At 36.9% G+C, this 18,590-nt stretch carries 19 protein-coding genes; 7 read left to right on the plus strand and 12 right to left on the minus strand.

The window, feature by feature from the left end; all coding sequences use genetic code 11:
* Window positions 1-11 precede the first annotated feature (11 nt).
* Both ACHZK0_RS26175 and ACHZK0_RS26180 read right to left on the minus strand, forming a co-directional pair.
* Window positions 12-1,175, minus strand: a complete 1,164-nt coding sequence (locus ACHZK0_RS26175) for an MFS transporter (RefSeq protein ID WP_098884454.1) — start codon at window positions 1,173-1,175, stop codon at window positions 12-14.
* A 5-nt stretch (window positions 1,176-1,180) separates the two neighbouring features.
* Window positions 1,181-1,588, minus strand: a complete 408-nt coding sequence (locus tag ACHZK0_RS26180) for a MerR family transcriptional regulator (RefSeq protein ID WP_061680054.1) — start codon at window positions 1,586-1,588, stop codon at window positions 1,181-1,183.
* 152 nt (window positions 1,589-1,740) lie between these two features.
* Between ACHZK0_RS26180 and ACHZK0_RS26185 the strand changes: the two genes are divergently transcribed.
* Entirely contained in the window at window positions 1,741-2,466 is a 726-nt protein-coding gene (locus ACHZK0_RS26185) for a glycerophosphodiester phosphodiesterase (RefSeq protein ID WP_088023417.1), read from the plus strand.
* A 102-nt stretch (window positions 2,467-2,568) separates the two neighbouring features.
* Window positions 2,569-4,620 (plus strand): transglycosylase domain-containing protein, encoded by a 2,052-nt coding sequence (locus ACHZK0_RS26190; RefSeq protein ID WP_097817112.1) that lies wholly within the window; start codon window positions 2,569-2,571, stop codon window positions 4,618-4,620.
* Between the two features lie 33 nt (window positions 4,621-4,653).
* Here the strand turns inward: ACHZK0_RS26190 and ACHZK0_RS26195 are convergent, their stop codons facing one another.
* Both ACHZK0_RS26195 and ACHZK0_RS26200 read right to left on the minus strand, forming a co-directional pair.
* Window positions 4,654-5,163, minus strand: coding sequence for a YwhD family protein (locus tag ACHZK0_RS26195; protein ID WP_000136683.1), 510 nt, complete (start codon window positions 5,161-5,163; stop codon window positions 4,654-4,656).
* Window positions 5,164-5,181: 18 nt separating this feature from the next.
* Window positions 5,182-5,853: a site-2 protease family protein gene (locus ACHZK0_RS26200; RefSeq protein WP_097817113.1), complete on the minus strand. Its 672-nt coding sequence runs from the start codon at window positions 5,851-5,853 to the stop codon at window positions 5,182-5,184.
* 112 nt (window positions 5,854-5,965) lie between these two features.
* On the opposite strand from ACHZK0_RS26200, the gene ACHZK0_RS26205 reads away from it, so the two are divergent.
* On the plus strand, window positions 5,966-6,151 hold the full coding sequence (locus ACHZK0_RS26205) for a 2-hydroxymuconate tautomerase (protein ID WP_001147171.1): 186 nt from the start codon (window positions 5,966-5,968) through the stop codon (window positions 6,149-6,151).
* A 39-nt stretch (window positions 6,152-6,190) separates the two neighbouring features.
* Here ACHZK0_RS26205 and ACHZK0_RS26210 read toward each other — a convergent pair whose 3' ends face one another.
* The 6 genes from ACHZK0_RS26210 to ACHZK0_RS26235 all read right to left on the minus strand — a co-directional run bounded on the left by ACHZK0_RS26210 (window position 6,191) and on the right by ACHZK0_RS26235 (window position 12,207).
* Window positions 6,191-7,495, minus strand: a complete 1,305-nt coding sequence (locus ACHZK0_RS26210; protein WP_000262748.1) for an HD domain-containing protein — start codon at window positions 7,493-7,495, stop codon at window positions 6,191-6,193.
* A gap of 146 nt (window positions 7,496-7,641) precedes the next feature.
* On the minus strand, window positions 7,642-8,589 hold the full coding sequence (locus tag ACHZK0_RS26215; RefSeq protein ID WP_395761043.1) for an ABC transporter substrate-binding protein: 948 nt from the start codon (window positions 8,587-8,589) through the stop codon (window positions 7,642-7,644).
* 190 nt (window positions 8,590-8,779) lie between these two features.
* Window positions 8,780-9,592 carry an ABC transporter ATP-binding protein gene (locus ACHZK0_RS26220; RefSeq protein WP_000212060.1) on the minus strand — a complete coding sequence of 271 codons (813 nt, stop codon included), beginning with the start codon at window positions 9,590-9,592 and terminating at the stop codon, window positions 8,780-8,782.
* A gap of 15 nt (window positions 9,593-9,607) precedes the next feature.
* Window positions 9,608-10,624, minus strand: coding sequence for a FecCD family ABC transporter permease (locus ACHZK0_RS26225; protein WP_001260777.1), 1,017 nt, complete (start codon window positions 10,622-10,624; stop codon window positions 9,608-9,610).
* Window positions 10,621-11,676, minus strand: coding sequence for a FecCD family ABC transporter permease (locus ACHZK0_RS26230; protein ID WP_262741484.1), 1,056 nt, complete (start codon window positions 11,674-11,676; stop codon window positions 10,621-10,623). The genes ACHZK0_RS26225 and ACHZK0_RS26230 overlap by 4 nt, the downstream gene beginning before the upstream one ends.
* Window positions 11,677-11,982: 306 nt before the next feature.
* A complete protein-coding gene (locus ACHZK0_RS26235; RefSeq protein ID WP_000526074.1) occupies window positions 11,983-12,207 on the minus strand; it encodes a DUF1450 domain-containing protein in 225 nt (74 codons plus the stop codon).
* Window positions 12,208-12,589: 382 nt separating this feature from the next.
* Between ACHZK0_RS26235 and ACHZK0_RS26240 the strand changes: the two genes are divergently transcribed.
* A complete protein-coding gene (locus tag ACHZK0_RS26240; protein ID WP_270340422.1) occupies window positions 12,590-13,282 on the plus strand; it encodes an RsfA family transcriptional regulator in 693 nt (230 codons plus the stop codon).
* Between the two features lie 29 nt (window positions 13,283-13,311).
* Here ACHZK0_RS26240 and ACHZK0_RS26245 read toward each other — a convergent pair whose 3' ends face one another.
* Window positions 13,312-13,902: a lipoprotein BA_5634 family protein gene (locus ACHZK0_RS26245; RefSeq protein ID WP_270606109.1), complete on the minus strand. Its 591-nt coding sequence runs from the start codon at window positions 13,900-13,902 to the stop codon at window positions 13,312-13,314.
* A gap of 173 nt (window positions 13,903-14,075) precedes the next feature.
* On the opposite strand from ACHZK0_RS26245, the gene ACHZK0_RS26250 reads away from it, so the two are divergent.
* Window positions 14,076-14,921, plus strand: coding sequence for a lipoate--protein ligase family protein (locus ACHZK0_RS26250; protein ID WP_395761044.1), 846 nt, complete (start codon window positions 14,076-14,078; stop codon window positions 14,919-14,921).
* A gap of 48 nt (window positions 14,922-14,969) precedes the next feature.
* On the opposite strand, the gene pta is transcribed toward ACHZK0_RS26250, so the two are convergent.
* On the minus strand, window positions 14,970-15,941 hold the full coding sequence (gene pta, locus ACHZK0_RS26255) for a phosphate acetyltransferase (RefSeq protein WP_000067226.1): 972 nt from the start codon (window positions 15,939-15,941) through the stop codon (window positions 14,970-14,972).
* Window positions 15,942-16,221: 280 nt separating this feature from the next.
* Here pta and hemQ point away from each other — a divergent pair, with 280 nt between their 5' ends.
* Both hemQ and ACHZK0_RS26265 read left to right on the plus strand, forming a co-directional pair.
* A complete protein-coding gene (hemQ, locus tag ACHZK0_RS26260) occupies window positions 16,222-16,965 on the plus strand; it encodes a hydrogen peroxide-dependent heme synthase (RefSeq protein WP_001287595.1) in 744 nt (247 codons plus the stop codon).
* 347 nt (window positions 16,966-17,312) lie between these two features.
* Window positions 17,313-18,590, plus strand: a complete 1,278-nt coding sequence (locus tag ACHZK0_RS26265) for a serine hydrolase (RefSeq protein ID WP_270340522.1) — start codon at window positions 17,313-17,315, stop codon at window positions 18,588-18,590.

The following is an 18,590-nucleotide window of genomic DNA, read 5'->3' on the forward strand; positions in this document are numbered from 1 at the left end:
AAAACCCTTTCTTAAGAAAGGGCTTTTGTCTCTACTTCTACCGGCTTTCGAACCGGAATTAAGATCATTACACAACCGACTAGCACAACAATTCCACCGACTAAAAACGGACTTTGCGGTGAAACAGTGTGACCGATGATTCCTGATAAGATTGGAGCAATTGCGCCACCTAACCAACGAACGAAGTTATAAACACCTGATGTAACAGATCTTTCATAAGGTGAAATATCCATTACATAACTTGTAAATAGTGCATTATTTAATCCGGATGCTAATCCTGATAGAACAATTAATACAATTTGTAACCACATAATTTTCACAAAGAATAGTGCGATTAAGAAAAGCGCAAATACGAGTAAACTACCTTTCAACAATGCTTTCGGCTCATATTTACCTTCTAACTTGTGAGCCAAAATTGCGGAACCGTAAGCTAACGCTAATCCCCATCCGCAAAATACGAATCCTAATTGAATCGCAGATAAATGCATAATAAGCGGTGAATATGCTAATACAACGAAAAATCCGTAGTAGTATAACATTCCTGAAATTGCACCTTGCATAAACGGTTTATACTTCACTAGGTTAAGTAATTCTCCCACGCCTGCCGCTTTACGTTTCACTTTTCGCTCCGGTTCTTTTACAAAAAAGAAAACTAAAATAAATGCTAAGAAAATTAAAATACTCGTCGCAAAAAATGGATAACGCCAAGAATGTCCACCTAATATCCCGCCTAATAACGGTCCGCCTGCCATTCCTAAACCGATAGCTGCTTCATATAATCCTACTGCTTCATGAACTTCTTTACTTAATGCAATCAATAAGGTCATCGCCGTTGCAAAGAACATCGCATTCCCTAATCCCCATCCAGCGCGGAAAAGAGATAATTGAGCAATCGTTTGCGATATACCGCATATAAACGCAAATACAGTTACGATCGCAAGACCAATCGTCATCATTCTTTTATCACCAAATCTCGATGCGAATATTCCAGCTGGTAACATCATAATTGCCATCGTTAAAATATATGCTGTAAATAACATCTCTACTTGCCAATGTGATGCACCAATCTTTTCAGCAATAATCGGCAAGATTGGATCGACTACCCCTATACCCGAAAAGGCAAGAAAGGTAGCCACCACTGTAATCAATCTCCCTAGTTTTTGTTTGCTCTCCATTTTGATTACTCTCCTTTTGTATTCTCTAAAAATGTCGCTGCACGATGTAAGCTATCTTCGAGTTCCGCCTTTACGCGCTGCATTTGCTCCATTTTCTCGTCTAGCGTTTGCACTTGTTTTTCAAGCATCTCTTTAATTTCTTGAATCACTTCGCGGTCACGAGGATTCTCACTATTTCTTCTTTGCTCCATTCTTTCTTTTAATGATAAAAAATGTTGCATTTCTTGAAGCGTAATCCCTAACACTTCTTTCGCTTCCACAATCCTTTTAATTCTAGCGATGTCCTCGTCTGTATACAGGCGAATGTTCCCCTCACTACGTTCAGGGGGATGAATTAAACCAATTTCCTCATAATAACGAAGTGTACGTTTTGTTAAACCAACTTGCTTTGTGACTTCATCAATTTTATACATGTTTATTCCTCCCTTCACTCAATTATTACATTTTACGTTAACGTTAACTTTTGTGCAACTGTTAGACTTTTGTAAATGTTTATCCTATTCAATTGTATTTTTCCAAAAGCAGTTTCATAATGAAAGAAAAGAAACGATAAGGAGATTTCCGTATGAATAAACCACTTATTTTCGCTCATCGCGGGGTAAAAGGAACACATCCAGAAAATACGATGATTGCCTTCCAAGAAGCAGAACGTATTGGTGCTCATGGCATTGAACTTGATGTCCACCTATCAAAAGATGGTGAGCTTGTCGTGATCCACGACGAAACAGTAGATCGTACAACAAATGGCATAGGTCTTGTTTCTGAAAAAACGGTAGCGGAATTACAAGCTTTAGATGCCGGCAGCCATAAAGATCCTTCTTTCCATGAAGCAAAAATCCCAACGTTACGCGAAGTATTCATTTGGCTATCTACAACAAAGTTACAACTCAACATTGAGTTAAAAACAGATGTCATTCACTATCCAAACATTGAAGAAAAAGTTGTCGCTCTCGTTCGCGAATATCATCTATCTAATCAAATTGTATTCTCATCATTTAACCACGGCTCTGTTTCATTACTAGCAGAAATAGCTCCTGAAATCCCAAGAGCAATTTTATATGATACACCACTTGCTGATCCGATTGCTGAAGCAAAAAATAGAAACGCAACTGGTTTACACCCGAACTTTCGATTATTAACAAAAGAATTTGTCCAATTTGCACAAAATCAAGGGTACGCTTTCCGCCCTTATACAATTAACGAATACAACGATTTACAGACTATGATTGACTACGGCGTAGATGTCATTATTACCGATTGGCCAGCACGTGCCTTTGAGCTCCTTTCTTAATTAAAGGAGCTTTTTGTTTTGGAAATTTCATTGTTTAAAATAACCGAAAACCCTCAATACTAATACAATAATGTTTGTATTAGTATTGAGGGGCTGAAAAAGATGGATCAAACTATGAATCCGAAACTTAAAAAATATAAACGTCTTTTCTTCACCGTAATGTTTTCTTCTGTTCTTTTTTTCGTTTTTTCCTTTTTTGTTATTATTATAGTTGCAAAAATTATGGGACCTCCTCCTGTTGCCGTCCCGCAAACGAGTGTCTTTTACGCTAATGATGACACTGTTATCGGACAAAGTAATGAAATGCAAAAACGTTACAATGTATCTCTCAATGAAATCTCTCCTTATGTAAAAGAGGCAACACTATCTATCGAAGATCAAAGATTCTACAAACATCATGGTTTTGATATGAAACGTATTGCTGGTGCTATTGTTGCCGATTTAAAAGCGATGGCAAAGGTTCAAGGTGCTAGTACGATTACACAACAGTATGCCCGTAACCTATACTTAGATCACGATAAAACGTGGAAACGTAAACTATTAGAAGCGATGTACACAATTCGCCTTGAAGTGAACTATAATAAAAATCATATTTTAGAAGGATATTTAAATACAATTTATTATGGGCATGGTGCTTACGGAATCGAAGCTGCGTCTCGTCTATATTTCGATAAAACAGCAAAAGAACTAACATTAGCGGAAGCTAGTATGCTCGCAGGTATTCCGAAAGGACCTAGTGTCTACTCTCCCTTTTTAAAAGAGGATCGTGCGAAAGGGCGACAATCTCTCATATTAGACGAAATGGTAGAACAAGGTTATATTACGAAGAAACAAGCAACGTCAGCGAAGAAAGAGCCATTAACCTTTGCCTCATTAGATACGAAAAAAGTGGCAGAAATCGCGCCTTATTTCCAAGATGCTGTACAAGCTTCTCTTCTTCGTGATATCGGATTAGATGAACAAGCATTACAAAAAGGTGGTTTGCGCATTTATACAACGCTAGACCCTAAATTACAATCGGTCGCAGAGCAAGCTGTAAAAGATCATATACCTGACACAACAAACATACAAACTGCGCTCGTCTCTATGAATCCAAAAACAGGTGAAGTAGCTGCCCTTGTTGGTGGAACTGATTATAATACAAGTCAATTTAACAGGGCTACACAAGCCGCTCGCCAGCCTGGATCTACGTTTAAGCCATTTCTGTATTACGCGGCATTAGAACGAGGATTCACCCCTGCTACGCGCTTAAAAAGCGAATATACTGTTTTCACTTTAGGTGACGGTGTTTCAAAGTATAAACCGAAAAACTATAAAGACTATTATGCAGACGATTTTGTAACAATGGCACAAGCTCTTGCGGTCTCTGATAACGTATATGCCGTGAAGACCAATTTATTTTTAGGCGAAGACATTCTTACAAAAACAGCGAAGCAATTCGGTATTACTACCGCATTAAAAGATGTTCCGTCTCTCGCTCTCGGTACATCTCCTGTAAAACCAATTGAAATGGTTAACGCTTATAGCATGTTCGCAAACGGTGGAAAAGAAGTAAAACCAGTGTTTATTCGCCGCATTATGGACCATGAAGGAAATATGTTATACGATGCTCATTTGGAGAGTAAGCAAGTTCTTGATAAGAGCAAAGCGTTTGTGATGGAAGAAATGATGACGGGTATGTTTAATAAAAAACTAAGCAGTTATGCTGCTGTAACTGGTCAATCGATGTTATCAAAGCTATCAAGAACATATGCTGGAAAGTCTGGTTCTACTGAAACGGATAGTTGGATGATTGGATTTACCCCGCAAATCGTCACTGGGGTATGGGTTGGATACGATCAACCTAAATCGATTTCAAATGTAGCAGAACAAGGATATGCAAAAAGAATATGGACCGATACGATGGAAAAAGGCTTAGATGGACAACCTAAAAAAGAGTTTAAACAACCAAATGACGTCGTTGCAGTCGATATTAACCCTGAAAACGGAAAAATCGCTACAAAAAACTGTCCGATTTCAGTTAAAATGTATTTCGCAAAAGGTACTGAACCAACTGAATATTGTATGGATCATGTTGATGATAAAGAAGAATTTGAAAAGACAACTGAAGAAAAGAAAAAAACAAGTTGGTGGAAAAAATATCTTCCTTGGTAAAAAAATAGCTGACGGGCATCCGTCAGCTATTTTTTATTCACTTAATAATGCACGGCGCAATTCTTCACTAGATTCGTTCCAAATCGCTTCATTATGTTCTTTCAAGAACGTACCAAGTACTTTTTTAGATGATTCATCCATATGGTCAACCATAATGTGACGCTTCATTGATTTATCCATTTTGTTTACGTGCTCTGGAAGTGATTTATATCCGCGGCGAATTTCACGGTCAACTGTCATTTCACAAGCTGTTACACCTGCATAATAAGCACCTGTCGCCGTTCTTTCAATCGTTACCCACACAAGCCAAAATGGTTTTCCGTTTGGAACTTCATCTTTATTTGTTAAAAACTTAATACCTTTTTCGACTGTACTACGCGCATGCATTGCACCGATATCAACAAATGCTGTTTTCTCTAGTACATCGACAAATACAGGTGAAATATTTTCTAGACTTAATGCTCCAACACCAAAACCACCATGTCCATCCGTTGAATCATTTTTCACGATATTAAAACCGATTTTTTTCTTTTTCTCTGTCATATGTAAGCTCCTCCTCGTTTAAAGGCCGAAAATAGGCGCAATGATATTCTGTAAAAATATTAATACATACGGAATAACAACATTAAAAATAGGCTGGATTGTGTAATTGCTAAGCGGTGTAATAACAAGAATTAATAACGCTATCGCTCCATACTTTTCATACTGTGTCATTTTCGCACGAATATTTGCTGGTGCTAGATCCTCCACTACGCGATATCCATCAAGTGGTGGAATTGGTAATAAGTTAAAGACAAGTAAAACGATATTCAACATAATAAAAATCTGGAAAAATTGAGCTAACGTATCTGCGACTGCAGATGGAATTGAGTACAATACGCCAAATTTTAATAAGCTATACCAAATAATTAAACCGATTGCGCTTAAAATTAAGTTACTAATTGGTCCCGCAATAGAAACTAATATTCCTGCAAGACGCGGTCTTTTAAAATTATACGGATTAACTGGTACCGGTCTTGCCCAACCAAAACCAAGAATTAATACAGCAATCATCCCGATAGGATCTAAGTGTGCCATCGGTGATAATGTTAAACGGCCTTGCTTCTTTGCTGTATCGTCTCCAAATTTATATGCAACATATGCATGCGCAAATTCATGCACTGATAATGCAATAATAATGGCCATTGCTACCAACGGAATTTGGTGCAACGGATATCTAAATAACTGATCCATGCTTCATCTCCTCTTCAATATGTCAAAAAAAGAAAATATTTGTTTTTTCGATTGTTCTTCCCTATAATCCGCTATAATAAGAGTGTAACTTACATAAAAGGAGCGATTATATATGCCATACGTAACAGTGAAAATGCTAGAAGGACGCACAGAGGAACAAAAGAAAGCTCTTGCTGAGAAAGTAACAGCAGCAGTAAGCGAAACAACTGGTGCTCCTGAAGAAAACATCGTTGTTTTCATCGAAGAAATGTCTAAAAACCATTATGCAGTTGGCGGAAAACGCTTAAGCGACAAATAATTTCAAGTTCTTTCATAAGAAGCAGCTCTTAGCTGCTTCTTATTTTTTTCCTTCTAGTAACTCGATGATTCTCTCTTTATATTTTCCTTTTCTTCCATCTTCATAGATTAAATCATGCGGATAGAATAATTTTTGATCCCTTCTCTTCTTACCAGTAATCGCCTCAACAATATCCGATTCACGTGAAAGCTCTCTAAGCTCTCCATTTGGCATAAGAAGTAAGATTGGCAGACGCTCTTCTTCTTCACCAGCACGGTAAAAGTCATACGGTAAGTCTGATGTTGAATCAACTACTAAATAGTATTCTGGATCAAGTCCAATCTTTTTAAATAAGCTACTTAATTCCATCCAATTGTCTAAACCGTGCTTATCTGTAAACTCTACATATTTAAATAGGTTTCGATTCATAAAACGACGGCATAAATCACTTAAAATTGGATCTTCTTCGTCTTGCCATACTTGGAAGTAATAATACATAACGTTCTCGTCTAACTTTAAATAATCCTCTACTGTTACTTCTTCTTCAAATAAAGAATAGAAATGAACCGGATGATTTTTAAATGTATAATACTTCTCGTGCAATGATTTTGCACGGTGTAAAATCTTCGTTAAAATAACTTCGGCACTGCGCGTTACCGGGTGGAAATATACTTGCCAATACATTTGATAACGACTCATAATATAATGCTCAACGGCATGCATACCACTATTTTTAATGACTACTTGATTCCCATACGGACGCATGACACGTAGTATACGTTCCATATCAAAGTTTCCATACTTTACGCCAGTGAAATACGCATCTCTTAATAAGTAGTCCATACGATCTGCATCAATTTGACTGGAAATCATACTAATCGCTAATTTATTAGTAGATGTTTTTGCGATTACATCGGCCACCTTTTGCGGAAAGTCTTTATCCACGCGGCTTAATACACGGTTAATTTCCGTATCTCCAACGATAATTTTTTGCGTAAATTTCTCATGATCTAATGAAAATACCTTTTCAAACGAGTGAGAAAATGGGCCGTGACCGACATCATGAAGTAATGACGCACATAAACATAACAATCTATCTTCAGCATTCCAGTTCGGTCTGCCATCAAACACATCATCAATCATACGACGAATAATTTCATATACACCTAACGAATGAGTAAAGCGACTATGCTCTGCACCGTGAAATGTAAAAAATGTCGTTCCAAGCTGCTTAATACGGCGCAAGCGTTGAAATTCTTTTGTTCCGATTAAATCCCAAATAACACGATCGCGCACGTGCACATATTTATGTACCGGGTCTTTAAACACTTTTGTTTCGCTGAGTTTGTCGTTTAAATATACCACCTTCCGACATCCTCCTTTCTTTACTGCATTCTTACTATATATTATAAACGAAATAGGAAACAGAAAGAAATGAAAGACTATATTAATTGCCCTTATATAAAGAAAAAATCACTTTTACCGGAGTAAAAGTGATTTCTTTTTATACATTATTTGCCTAAAACGAATTCAGCAACTTCATCTAAGATCATTTCTTTACCTAGAGGGAAATAACCTTTGTTTAAGTCTTCGTTTTTAATTGTAAATACGTGGTTATTTTTAACAGCGTTCATGTTTTTCCAGATTGATTCTTCTTGGAATTCTTTTAGACGCTGAGAACCGTCACCAGTCGTAAATACAAATAAGTAATCTGGGTTGTAATCGATTAAAGCTTCTTTTTGTACTTGTACTAACGGTTTATCCGTTGGTGTACCTTTAACTGCTGGTAATTTCAAATCATTAAAGATTACGCTACCGTAACCGTAGTCACCGTATACGCGGAAAGCATTTGGATATGCAGCCATTTTCATAAATTTAGCATCGCCAGTTTTCGCAACGATTTTATCATGTAATTTGCTTGCTTTTTCATCATACTGTTTGAACCATTCTTTTGTTTCTTTCTCTTTACCGAAGATTTGACCTACTTCTTCGAATTTTGGACGCCATTGATCTAATGGAGTTTTTAACATAACTGTTGGTGCAATTTTAGATAATTGATCATAAATCTTTTCTTGACGATTGTTTACAAGAATTAAGTCTGGTTTTGCAGCAGCTACTGCTTCGATGTTAATTTTATCGCCCCAAGCAGAGCCAACTGGTTTTACGTCTTTTAATTTCTTTTCAATATGTGCATCAATTTTTTCTTGAGATGTATTAGCAGTAATAATTGGTTTCATACCAAAAATTAACAATTCTTCTGTTGAACCACTAAGGTCAGCAATTTTCTTTGGATTTGCAGGGATTTTAATTTCCCCTTTTGCGTGTTGTACAGTGCGCTCTTCAGTTTTCGCATCCTTCGCATCTGCTTTCTTCTCTTCTTCTTTGTTAGAACAAGCTGCAAATAGTACAGAAGTAAAGACTAGTACCATTGCTAATAGTGCCATTTTAAAATTCTTCATGTTCCCACTCCTTCTAGCTGTATTCCTCTTATAAGTTACAATGAACTATAAGAAACAAGATTAACAATTAATAAATATATATCGATTAATTGTTGCTTATGCCCCGTTCTAACGGGTGTTCAACTTCCTATTTACTAATAAGAAGCTCAACATCCATTAGAAGCCCCCCTCTTTACGAGGGGGATTCTACTTATGCTTTTTTACGCAATTGATTACTAATCATCGCTAAATCATATGTTAAACAAATTGGTTTACAGTTTACTGGACATGGAACAATTTGAGCTTCAATCTCAAATACGTTACGAAGTGTTTCACTCGTCATCACTTCATCTGGCGTTCCTTGCTTCATTAACTTACCTGCTTTCAATGCAATCATATGATCTGAGAAACGAGAAGCATGATTTAAGTCATGGATAACCATAACAATCGTTCTACCTTCTTCTTCATTTAACTTTTTCAATAAGTTTAATACTTCTAATTGATGCGCCATATCTAAGTACGTTGTCGGTTCATCTAATACAAGTAATTCTGTTCCTTGTGCAAGAGCCATCGCAATCCATACACGTTGACGTTGTCCACCTGATAACGCCTCTGCTGGACGATTTGCGAATTCTGTCATTCCCGTCACTTCAAGTGCCCAATGAATGTAACGATAATCCTCTTCTTTTAGCGTTCCAAATCCTTTTTGATGAGGAAAGCGTCCATATGAAACAAGTTCAAACACAGTAAGGCCAGTTGGCACTTCTGCAGTCTGTGGTAAAATTGCCATTTTCTTTGCGATTTCTTTCGTTGGTTGTTTCTCAATTGCTTTTCCGTCAAGATAAACAGTACCTTTTTTCGCCTTCAAAATACGAGAAGCCGTTTTTAATAATGTGGACTTCCCACAACCATTTGGTCCAATAATTGTTGTAATTTTCCCTTCCGGAATTTCAACTGTTAATCCATCAATAATTAACCCTTCATTATAACCAACAGATACCGCATCAACTGCTAAAGTTGCCATACAAAAAGCCTCCCTTTATTTTGTCCTCATAAGTAAGTATATAAAATACGGTGCACCAATTACAGAAATAACAAGACCGACCGGTATTTCTGAAGTTGTTAACACACTTCTTGAAATTACGTCTGCGAATAAAAGTAAAAACGTCCCTATTAGTGCAGCGGTAGGCAGCATAATTTGATGTTTACCACCAACAAGGCGCCTCGCTAAATGCGGAGCCATTAAGCCGATAAAACCAATTCCTCCGGCAACAGCGACAGATGCACCAGCTAAACAAACTGCAATAAATAATAATTTACGTCTTTCTTTTTCTACATTTACACCAAGGCCAACAGCTGTAGAGTCGCCTAGGTTCATTACATTTAATATGTGCGCCTTACTAATAGCAAGTGGCAAGAAAATAACCATCCATGGAAGTACACTTAGTACGAACTTCCAATCTGTGCCCCACAAACTTCCTGCTAACCAAATCGTCGCAAAACGGAAATCGTTAGACGTCATCTTCATAGAAAAAATTAAACTAACAGCACCAAATCCGGCTGCAACAGCGATACCGACAAGTATTAATCTCGTTGATGAAACGCCGTCTTTCCATGCTAGTAAATAAATAATAACTGCTGCTAATATCGCTCCAACTAACGCGAAGAATGGAAGGATAAATACAGATAAAAATGTTCCAGTCCCAACTTTCCCGAAGAAAAAGTAGACGAATATAACTACTGTTAATCCTGCTCCAGCGTTAATACCGATAATACCTGGATCAGCAAGTGGATTTCGTGATAATCCTTGCAAAATTGCACCTGACATTGCTAAAGCAGATCCAACTAATATAGCAATAACCATACGTGGCATACGGAATTCAAATAAAATAACAGACTGATCTTCAGCCCCAAGTCCAACCAATGACTTTAATACGTCCATTGGTGGTATTTTAAATGTCCCTGTATTTAAACTTACTAAAAATACAGTAACGATTAATCCTACTAAAATTGTTAAAACCGAAACGTTCTTTTTTGTTAAGACACTTGTCCTCACATTTTCCCTCTCCCTTCGTTACGTGCTAAGTAGAGGAAGAATGGAACCCCAATTAGCGCTGTAATTGCTCCAATTGGTGTTTCAAACGGCGGATTAATAACGCGAGATAACATATCTGCACATTCAATTAACAGTCCGCCTAAGACCGCAGAACATGGAATAACCCATCTATAGTCTGAGCCTACAAGGAAACGAGTCATATGCGGGATTACAAGCCCTACAAATCCAACTGATCCTGCCATAGAAACTGCAGAACCTGTTAACACAAGAACAAGTACTGTTCCGATAAATTTAATTAATGTCGTATTTTGACCAAGTCCAATCGCAATTTCTTCACCGAAGCTTAAAATTGTAATATACCTCGACATTATAATTGCAATAAAGAGACAAACAAGACCAATCGGTACTAACATATTAATACTTTCCCATTTCACTCCAGCAACTCCACCTGCATTCCACATACTCACCTCTTGGGCAAGGTTGAAATATAACGCAATTCCAGATGAAATGGCCCCTAATAAAGCACTAATTGCCGCTCCCGCTAAAGCTAACTTCACAGGCGTTAATCCACCTGGTGAAGAAGACCCAACACCATATACAATAGCTGCTCCAAACGCCGCTCCAATAAAAGATGCGATAACGAACATTAAATAAGGTGAATTAGGGAAGAATGCATACATAATCGCAATCCCAAATACAGCCCCATCTGTAATCCCCATTAACGATGGAGAAGCAAGTGGATTTCGCGTCATACCTTGCATAATTGCACCTGATACTGCTAAAAAGGCACCTGCAACTACGCCCCCTATTGCTCTAGGCATGCGAAGTTCTTGAATTACGTTATGATGCGTAATCGAACCGTCAAACTGAAACACAGCTTGCCATACAGTCTTTAAACTAATATCTGCTGCTCCAAACGAAATAGAAGCTGCCATGCTTAAAGCTAACAAAATTGTACCTACTATTAAAATAATAGAAGCAATGAGCGGTCTGCTCTTAATCTCTTTAACATTCACATCTTGCTGTTCTATACTCCTTGCGCTCGCTTCCATCCCTCAACCATCCTAACCAACAACATATATTTAATGAAATTTATTCTCAAATAGTAATAAAAAAATAAGCGAATCAGCCTTTTCTTGATAATGATTATCAGAATCAGACATCTTCTATTCTACCTATCGCTTCCAAAGACTGTCAACTATTATTTTGAAATACAAATACATATAGGTCGAGACCTTAATACATGGATAATAACTACCTGTCGTTAACTATTACCCTCACCATTTAAGCTTCCACAGAATAAATCCTTCCTCTTATGGGCATAAAAAAGAAGAGTAATCTGTTCACTCTTCTTTTTCTTACTTCTTTAATTTTGCTTCAATTTTTACAATTAATTCATCTTCTGTTGGAGCCGCAACTGGACGATTATTTACAAATGCGAATGATTTTTTACGACCAGGACCACAGTAAGACTGGCATGCAACTTCAATCGTTGCACATGAATCTACTTTTTTTAACTTTGGAATTAACGTTTTAACGTTCGTTGCCTGACAATCATCGCACACACGAAATTCGTTTCCCATTATATATAACACTTCCTCTATTTTAAACTTTTCACAAGTACATTTAAAAATAAACACTAAATGGTATTTTACCGCTCTTTGAAGCTCGTTGCAAGTTTCCCTATAAAGCTCTTTCCTCATATAATGCTTCATATTTATATGTTCTCCTACAGAAGTTCCCGTCATTCTTGGCAAAATTTATCCCGCTTTAACGGGCTGCCCATAAAAGTCCGATTGGTGAGGGCTGATAATCAGCGGGGGATGAAGAAACCACCCACTGATTAAAGTTTCACTTTATACCTTTCATCGAAATCTACCATATTTTTAAAAGCTTTGTATAAAAGCTCCTTTTTTTGCCCATTATAAAAATAGGAAGTTCATAAAAAGAAAGGGAGTTGAATCTATGAAAGTAAGACAAGATGCTTGGACAGATGAGGATGATTTATTACTTGCTGAAACTGTACTTCGTCACGTTCGAGAAGGAAGTACTCAATTAAATGCATTTGAAGAAGTAGGAGATCAATTAAATCGTACATCGGCTGCCTGTGGTTTCCGTTGGAATGCTGTTGTTCGCTATAGTTATGAACAAGCTCTTCAACTAGCAAAAAAACATCGTAAGGATAAAATGCGTGCTGCAAGCGGTGAACAAGCGAAAAAACGTTTACTTTATACACCACCAGCTTCAGAGGCGATAACTGATTATGAAGAATTCGTACAAGAGGAAGCAATTGTACAATATAAAGAAGCTATTCCATATCAACAATCTACTGTTCCTGCTGCAAAAGGCTCTATGACAATGCAAGATGTTATTTATTTTTTACAAACAGTCGGATCTTCAAATATAAAAGTGACAGCTCTTGAAAACGAGAATACGAGATTGAAACAAGAAATCAAATCACAAATCCTTCGAAATGAAGAACTAGAAAAGAAACTAGAAAAATTAGAAAAACAATCTCATACTGTACAAGAAGATTACGAAACACTTATGAATATTATGAACCGCGCTCGTAAGTTGGCAGTTATGGATGACGAGGAACGTTCCCAAACATCTTTCCGAATGGATCGAAACGGTAATTTAGAAAAAATTGCAGAATAAAAAGGATGCATTGCATGCATCCTTTTTTGTTATTTCACTTCAACCATATGCACTTCTTCTACGTTAGAACCTCTCTTTATATCTGGGAAAATTTTTTCCTTTGGATTTTCTTTAAAAGCCGCTAATCCAATCGTTTTTACCGGTTCATTTATCTTTGTATATTCGGCATCACTAATAACTGCATACATATCTGTATATTTACGCGCATCACCGATGACTACATTACCTTCATATTTCATTTTCTTTCCATTAATTACTACATCTTTTTGTTCTTCTTTAGCGAATATGATTCCCACTTCATCTGAAACAGATGGCAATGCTTTAATTGGTTCCACATCTTCTTTTACTACCTTTTTCAGCATGTTTTCTTTTACCATTTTTTCAGCTGTTGTTTTATTCATAATTAAAACCTTTTTCTCATTAACAGTACCTAGTTTTGCTTCGAATTTACTTTGGGATTCAATTTTATCTTTATATTGGTCCATTGTTTTTTGAACGCCTGTTTCATCTCCGTACATAACAACGCCCTTTGCTTGTGGTGCAATCATATCCATAATAGAACAGCCACTAAATACGGCAGCTGACATAATCGCTACGAGTCCTAATTTAACTTTTTTCATTTGTATGCCTCCTAAAATCATAATTGCATCTTTTAGTTTAACGACAGTAGCTCGTTTTACCAATTCACTTTCCTTACAACAACATTACATTTTAGTAAGATTTCTCCCTAAAACTATTTTCTATATTTTTGCTATAATAGAGATTGTCATTTTAAAGATAAGGGGTTAGTTATATGAGCAATTCCCGTTCCATTTTATCTCAGCCAGAGTGGCGTATTGTAGATCAGTCTAGTTTGGGACCAACATTCCATGCATTGCAGTCATTCGCAATGGATGACACATTATGCACAAGTATTGGAAACGGTCAATCAGTTGCAACAATGCGTTCTTGGGTTCATCACAATACAATTGTTCTTGGCATTCAAGATTCACGCCTACCACACTTAGAAGAAGGTATTTCCTTTTTAAAAGAAAACAACTTCAATGTTATCGTTCGTAATTCCGGTGGACTTGCAGTCGTACTGGATGAAGGTGTTTTAAACGTATCGCTGTTATTCCAAGAGACGGAAAAAGGTATCGATATTGATCTTGGATACGATACAATGTGGCATTTAATTAAGGAAATGTTACGCGATTACGATGTTACAATCGAGGCAAAAGAAATTGTTGGCTCTTACTGTCCTGGTAGCTACGATTTAAGTATTCGCGATCAAAAATTCGCTGGCATTTCACAGCGCCGTATTCGCGGCGGTGTCGCTGTCCAAATTTATCTATGCGCTACAGGAAGTGGCTCTGAGCGTGCCGCACTCGTTCGTGATTTCTACAACCTAGCCATTCAAGGAGAAGAGACACGCTTTACGTATCCTGAAATTGTACCGAGCACGATGGCTTCACTTTCAGAATTACTTGGCGAAACCATTACAGTACAAGATTTAATGATGCGCCTTTTAAAAACATTGCAGCAATTCGCTCCAAAGTTAACACCATCTCAATTAACAATAGATGAAATACCTTTATATGAGACGAATTTACAACGTATTATTGATCGTAACAATAAAGCACTCGGCTTAGAAAAATAAAGACCGTCGCTATTATAGCGACGGTCTTTATTTCAATTCATTATAGAATTAAAGTGCTTGAGCTGCTGTAATTAAAGCTAACTTGTATACTTCTTCTTCGTTACATCCACGAGATAGGTCATTTACAGGCATGTTTAAACCTTGTAAGATTGGTCCTACTGCTTCGAAGTTACCTAAACGTTGAGCGATTTTGTAGCCGATATTACCAGCTTCTAAGCTTGGGAATACGAATACGTTAGCATCACCTTTAATTGTAGAACCTGGAGCTTTTTTCTCAGCTACAGATGGTACGAATGCAGCATCGAATTGGAACTCTCCATCTAAAGTTAATTCTGGAGCCATTTCTTTTGCAATGCGAGTTGCTTCTACAACTTTTTCTGTTTCTGGAGATTTCGCAGAACCTTTTGTAGAGAAGCTTAACATAGCAACGCGTGGATCAATACCGAATAGTTCAGCAGTTTTCGCACTCTCGATACCAATTTCAGCTAAATCTTGGCTGTTTGGTGCAATGTTAATTGCACAATCAGCGAATACATATTTCTCTTCTTCACGTACCATGATGAATACGCCAGAAGTTTTTGTAACGCCTGGTTTTGTTTTGATGATTTGAAGCGCTGGACGAACTGTATCAGCTGTAGAGTGAGCCGCACCACTTACTAAACCGTGTGCTTTGCCCATGTATACAAGCATTGTACCGAAGTAGTTTTCGTCTTTAAGGATTTTGCGAGCGTCTTCTTCAGTTGCTTTACCTTTACGGCGTTCAACGAAAGATGCTACCATTGCATCCATTTCTTCGTATGTAGCTGGGTCGTAAATATCAACGCCTGCTAATGTTAAATTCATGCTAGCAGCTTTTGCGCTAATTTCTTCTTTATTACCAACTAAGATTGGTTGTACTAACTCTTCTTTTGCTAAACGCTCTGCAGCGCCTAAAATTCTTTCATCAGTTCCTTCAGGAAGTACGATAGAAATGCCTTTTCCTTGAACTTTTTCTTTTACTGTTGTAAATAAGTTGCTCACGAATAAACCCTCCTACTTATGTTAAAAAAACTCTATCTTTAAGAATACTGCTTTTCCTCTCTATTTTAAACTTATAGCTCCCAAAAAATAGATAAAATGAAAATGATTATATTTTCATAAAATTCAGCCTATAAATAACGCCCCTTTAAACCTTATCTCCTCCTATTTTCAAATAAACTTAAATGTGACAATTTTATGCGCCAAAGCTTTATATAGATGATTTTAAAACTATATATGCTATAGTTAACGTGTAAAACTATCATTAACTGAGGTGAATAGAATGAGTGAAGCAACAACAACGTTAGATGGCTGGTATTGTTTACATGATTTACGTTCTATTGATTGGGCTGCATGGAAAACATTATCCAGCGACGAACGCGGACAAGCTGTGTCTGAATTTTTAAATGTCGTTGAAAAATGGAACGAAGTGGCTACTGCGAAAAAAGGCAGTCATGCAATGTATACAGTTGTTGGCCAAAAAGCTGATATTATGCTTATGATTTTACGTCCAACAATGGAAGAGTTAAATGAAATTGAGACAGAATTGAATAAAACAACATTAGCTGAATATATGGTTCCTGCATACTCTTACGTATCTGTTGTTGAACTAAGCAACTACCTTCCAGCTGATGAAGATCCATACCAAAATCCACAAATCTTAGCTCGCTTATATCCAGAACTACCAAAAGCAAATCATATTTGCTTCTATCCAATGGACAAGCGTCGCCAAGGTGATGATAACTGGTACATGCTTCCGATGGAAGAACGTAAAAAAATGATGTACAGTCATAGTAAAATCGGTCGCCAGTACGCAGGTAAAGTACGCCAAGTTATTTCAGGATCAGTTGGATTCGACGATTTTGAGTGGGGCGTAACATTATTCGCTGACGATGTTCTTCAATTTAAAAAACTTATATATGAAATGCGCTTCGATGAAGTAAGTGCTCGTTATGGTGAATTCGGGACATTTTTCGTCGGAAACATTTTACCAGACGAAAAAGTAGAGAAGTTTTTACACATATAAAGTGAAACTTTAATCAGTGGGAATTTTGTTCATCCACACTGATTATTAGTTGAACCAATCGGGCTTTTACGGGCAGTTAATCGCCCACCTAACCTCCTTGCTTTCGCTTAATTTTGAGGTGGGGATCTTACTGCCCGTTAATGCGGGGTAAATCGTGAAAAAGGAACGAAATTCGTTCCTTTTTTTATTCCCCTCTATATTTCTCTTCAAAAAACTTCTTTTCTCCGCAAGTTTGAACAAAAATCGACAAATTCCTTTCAAATTCCTTACAAAATTGTAACCTTTCTATATCCAAATTTATGCTAAAATGGTACGAGCTACATGCTAATAACGATGCGAAGGTGATAATCTATATGAAGAAAATCTTGTCTATTTTACTAGCGTTTCTATTGTCAATTTCTTCCTTAGGAGTAACAACATCCCATGCGGAAGAAAAAATACACATTGAGGCAGCTGCTGCACTTCTATTTGATGCAGATACAGGGAAAATACTGCATGAACAAAATCCAGATGAATTGCTAGCTATCGCTAGTATGTCAAAACTAATTGTTGTTTATGCTGTATTAGAAGCAATTAAAGAAGGAAAAATCACTTGGGATACAAAGGTAAACATTTCTGATTACGCTTATGAAGTTTCACGTAATAATGAATTCTCTAACGTTCCGTTTGAAAAGGGACGTCAGTATACTGTAAGAGAATTATATCATTCTATCGTTATCTTCTCTGCAAACGGATCTAGTATTGCCTTAGCAGAACTTCTTGCAGGAAGTGAGAAAAACTTCTTAAATCTTGCAAATGAACATGCAAAGAAACTAGGGTTAAAGAAATATAAATTTGTAAACGCTACTGGGTTAAATAACGCTGACTTAAAGGGAAAACATCCTGAAGGAACGGATCCGAATGGAGAAAATTCCATGTCAGCTCGCGATATGGGTATGCTTTCAAAAGCAATGATTACAAAGTATCCAGAAATGCTAGAGGATACAAAACAAAGATTTAGAAACTTTCCAGATAATCATCCGAAACCAATTCGTATGGAAAACTGGAACTGGATGTTACCAGGTGCTGCTTTCTCTTATGAAGGAACAGATGGTTTAAAAACTGGTAGTTCTGATACCGCTGGATACGGATTCACTATTACAGCAAAACGTGGTGACTTACGCCTTATTTCAGTAATTATTAAAACAAAATCAATGGACGAACGTTTCACTGAATCTCGTGCATTAATTGAATATGGATTTAATAACTTTGAAAAACAAAAATTAAAAGTTGATAAACACAATACAATCTCTGTCGTAAAAGGTAAAGAAGATCAAGTAACTGTTGCACCTGAAAAAGAAATAACAGTCATTGCGAAAAAGGGTGACAAATCACCTTACAAAATTTCTACTGAAGCGGATAAATCACTCGCTGAAGATGGACATTTAGTTGCTCCTGTTAAGAAGGATGCAAAAGTAGGTTCCATCGTTCTAGAACCGACTGATAAATACGGATTTTTAGATGGAAATAAAAATATGAAAGTTACTGCAAAAACGACAAAAGAAGTTGAAAAAGCAAATTGGTTCGTATTAACAATGCGCTCTATTGGAGATTTCTTCTCAAACTTATGGTCTAAAGTATTTTAA

Origin of the sequence: Bacillus sp. 3G2 (genome assembly GCF_044324725.1) — a bacterium.
Lineage (GTDB): Bacteria > Bacillota > Bacilli > Bacillales > Bacillaceae_G > Bacillus_A > Bacillus_A mobilis.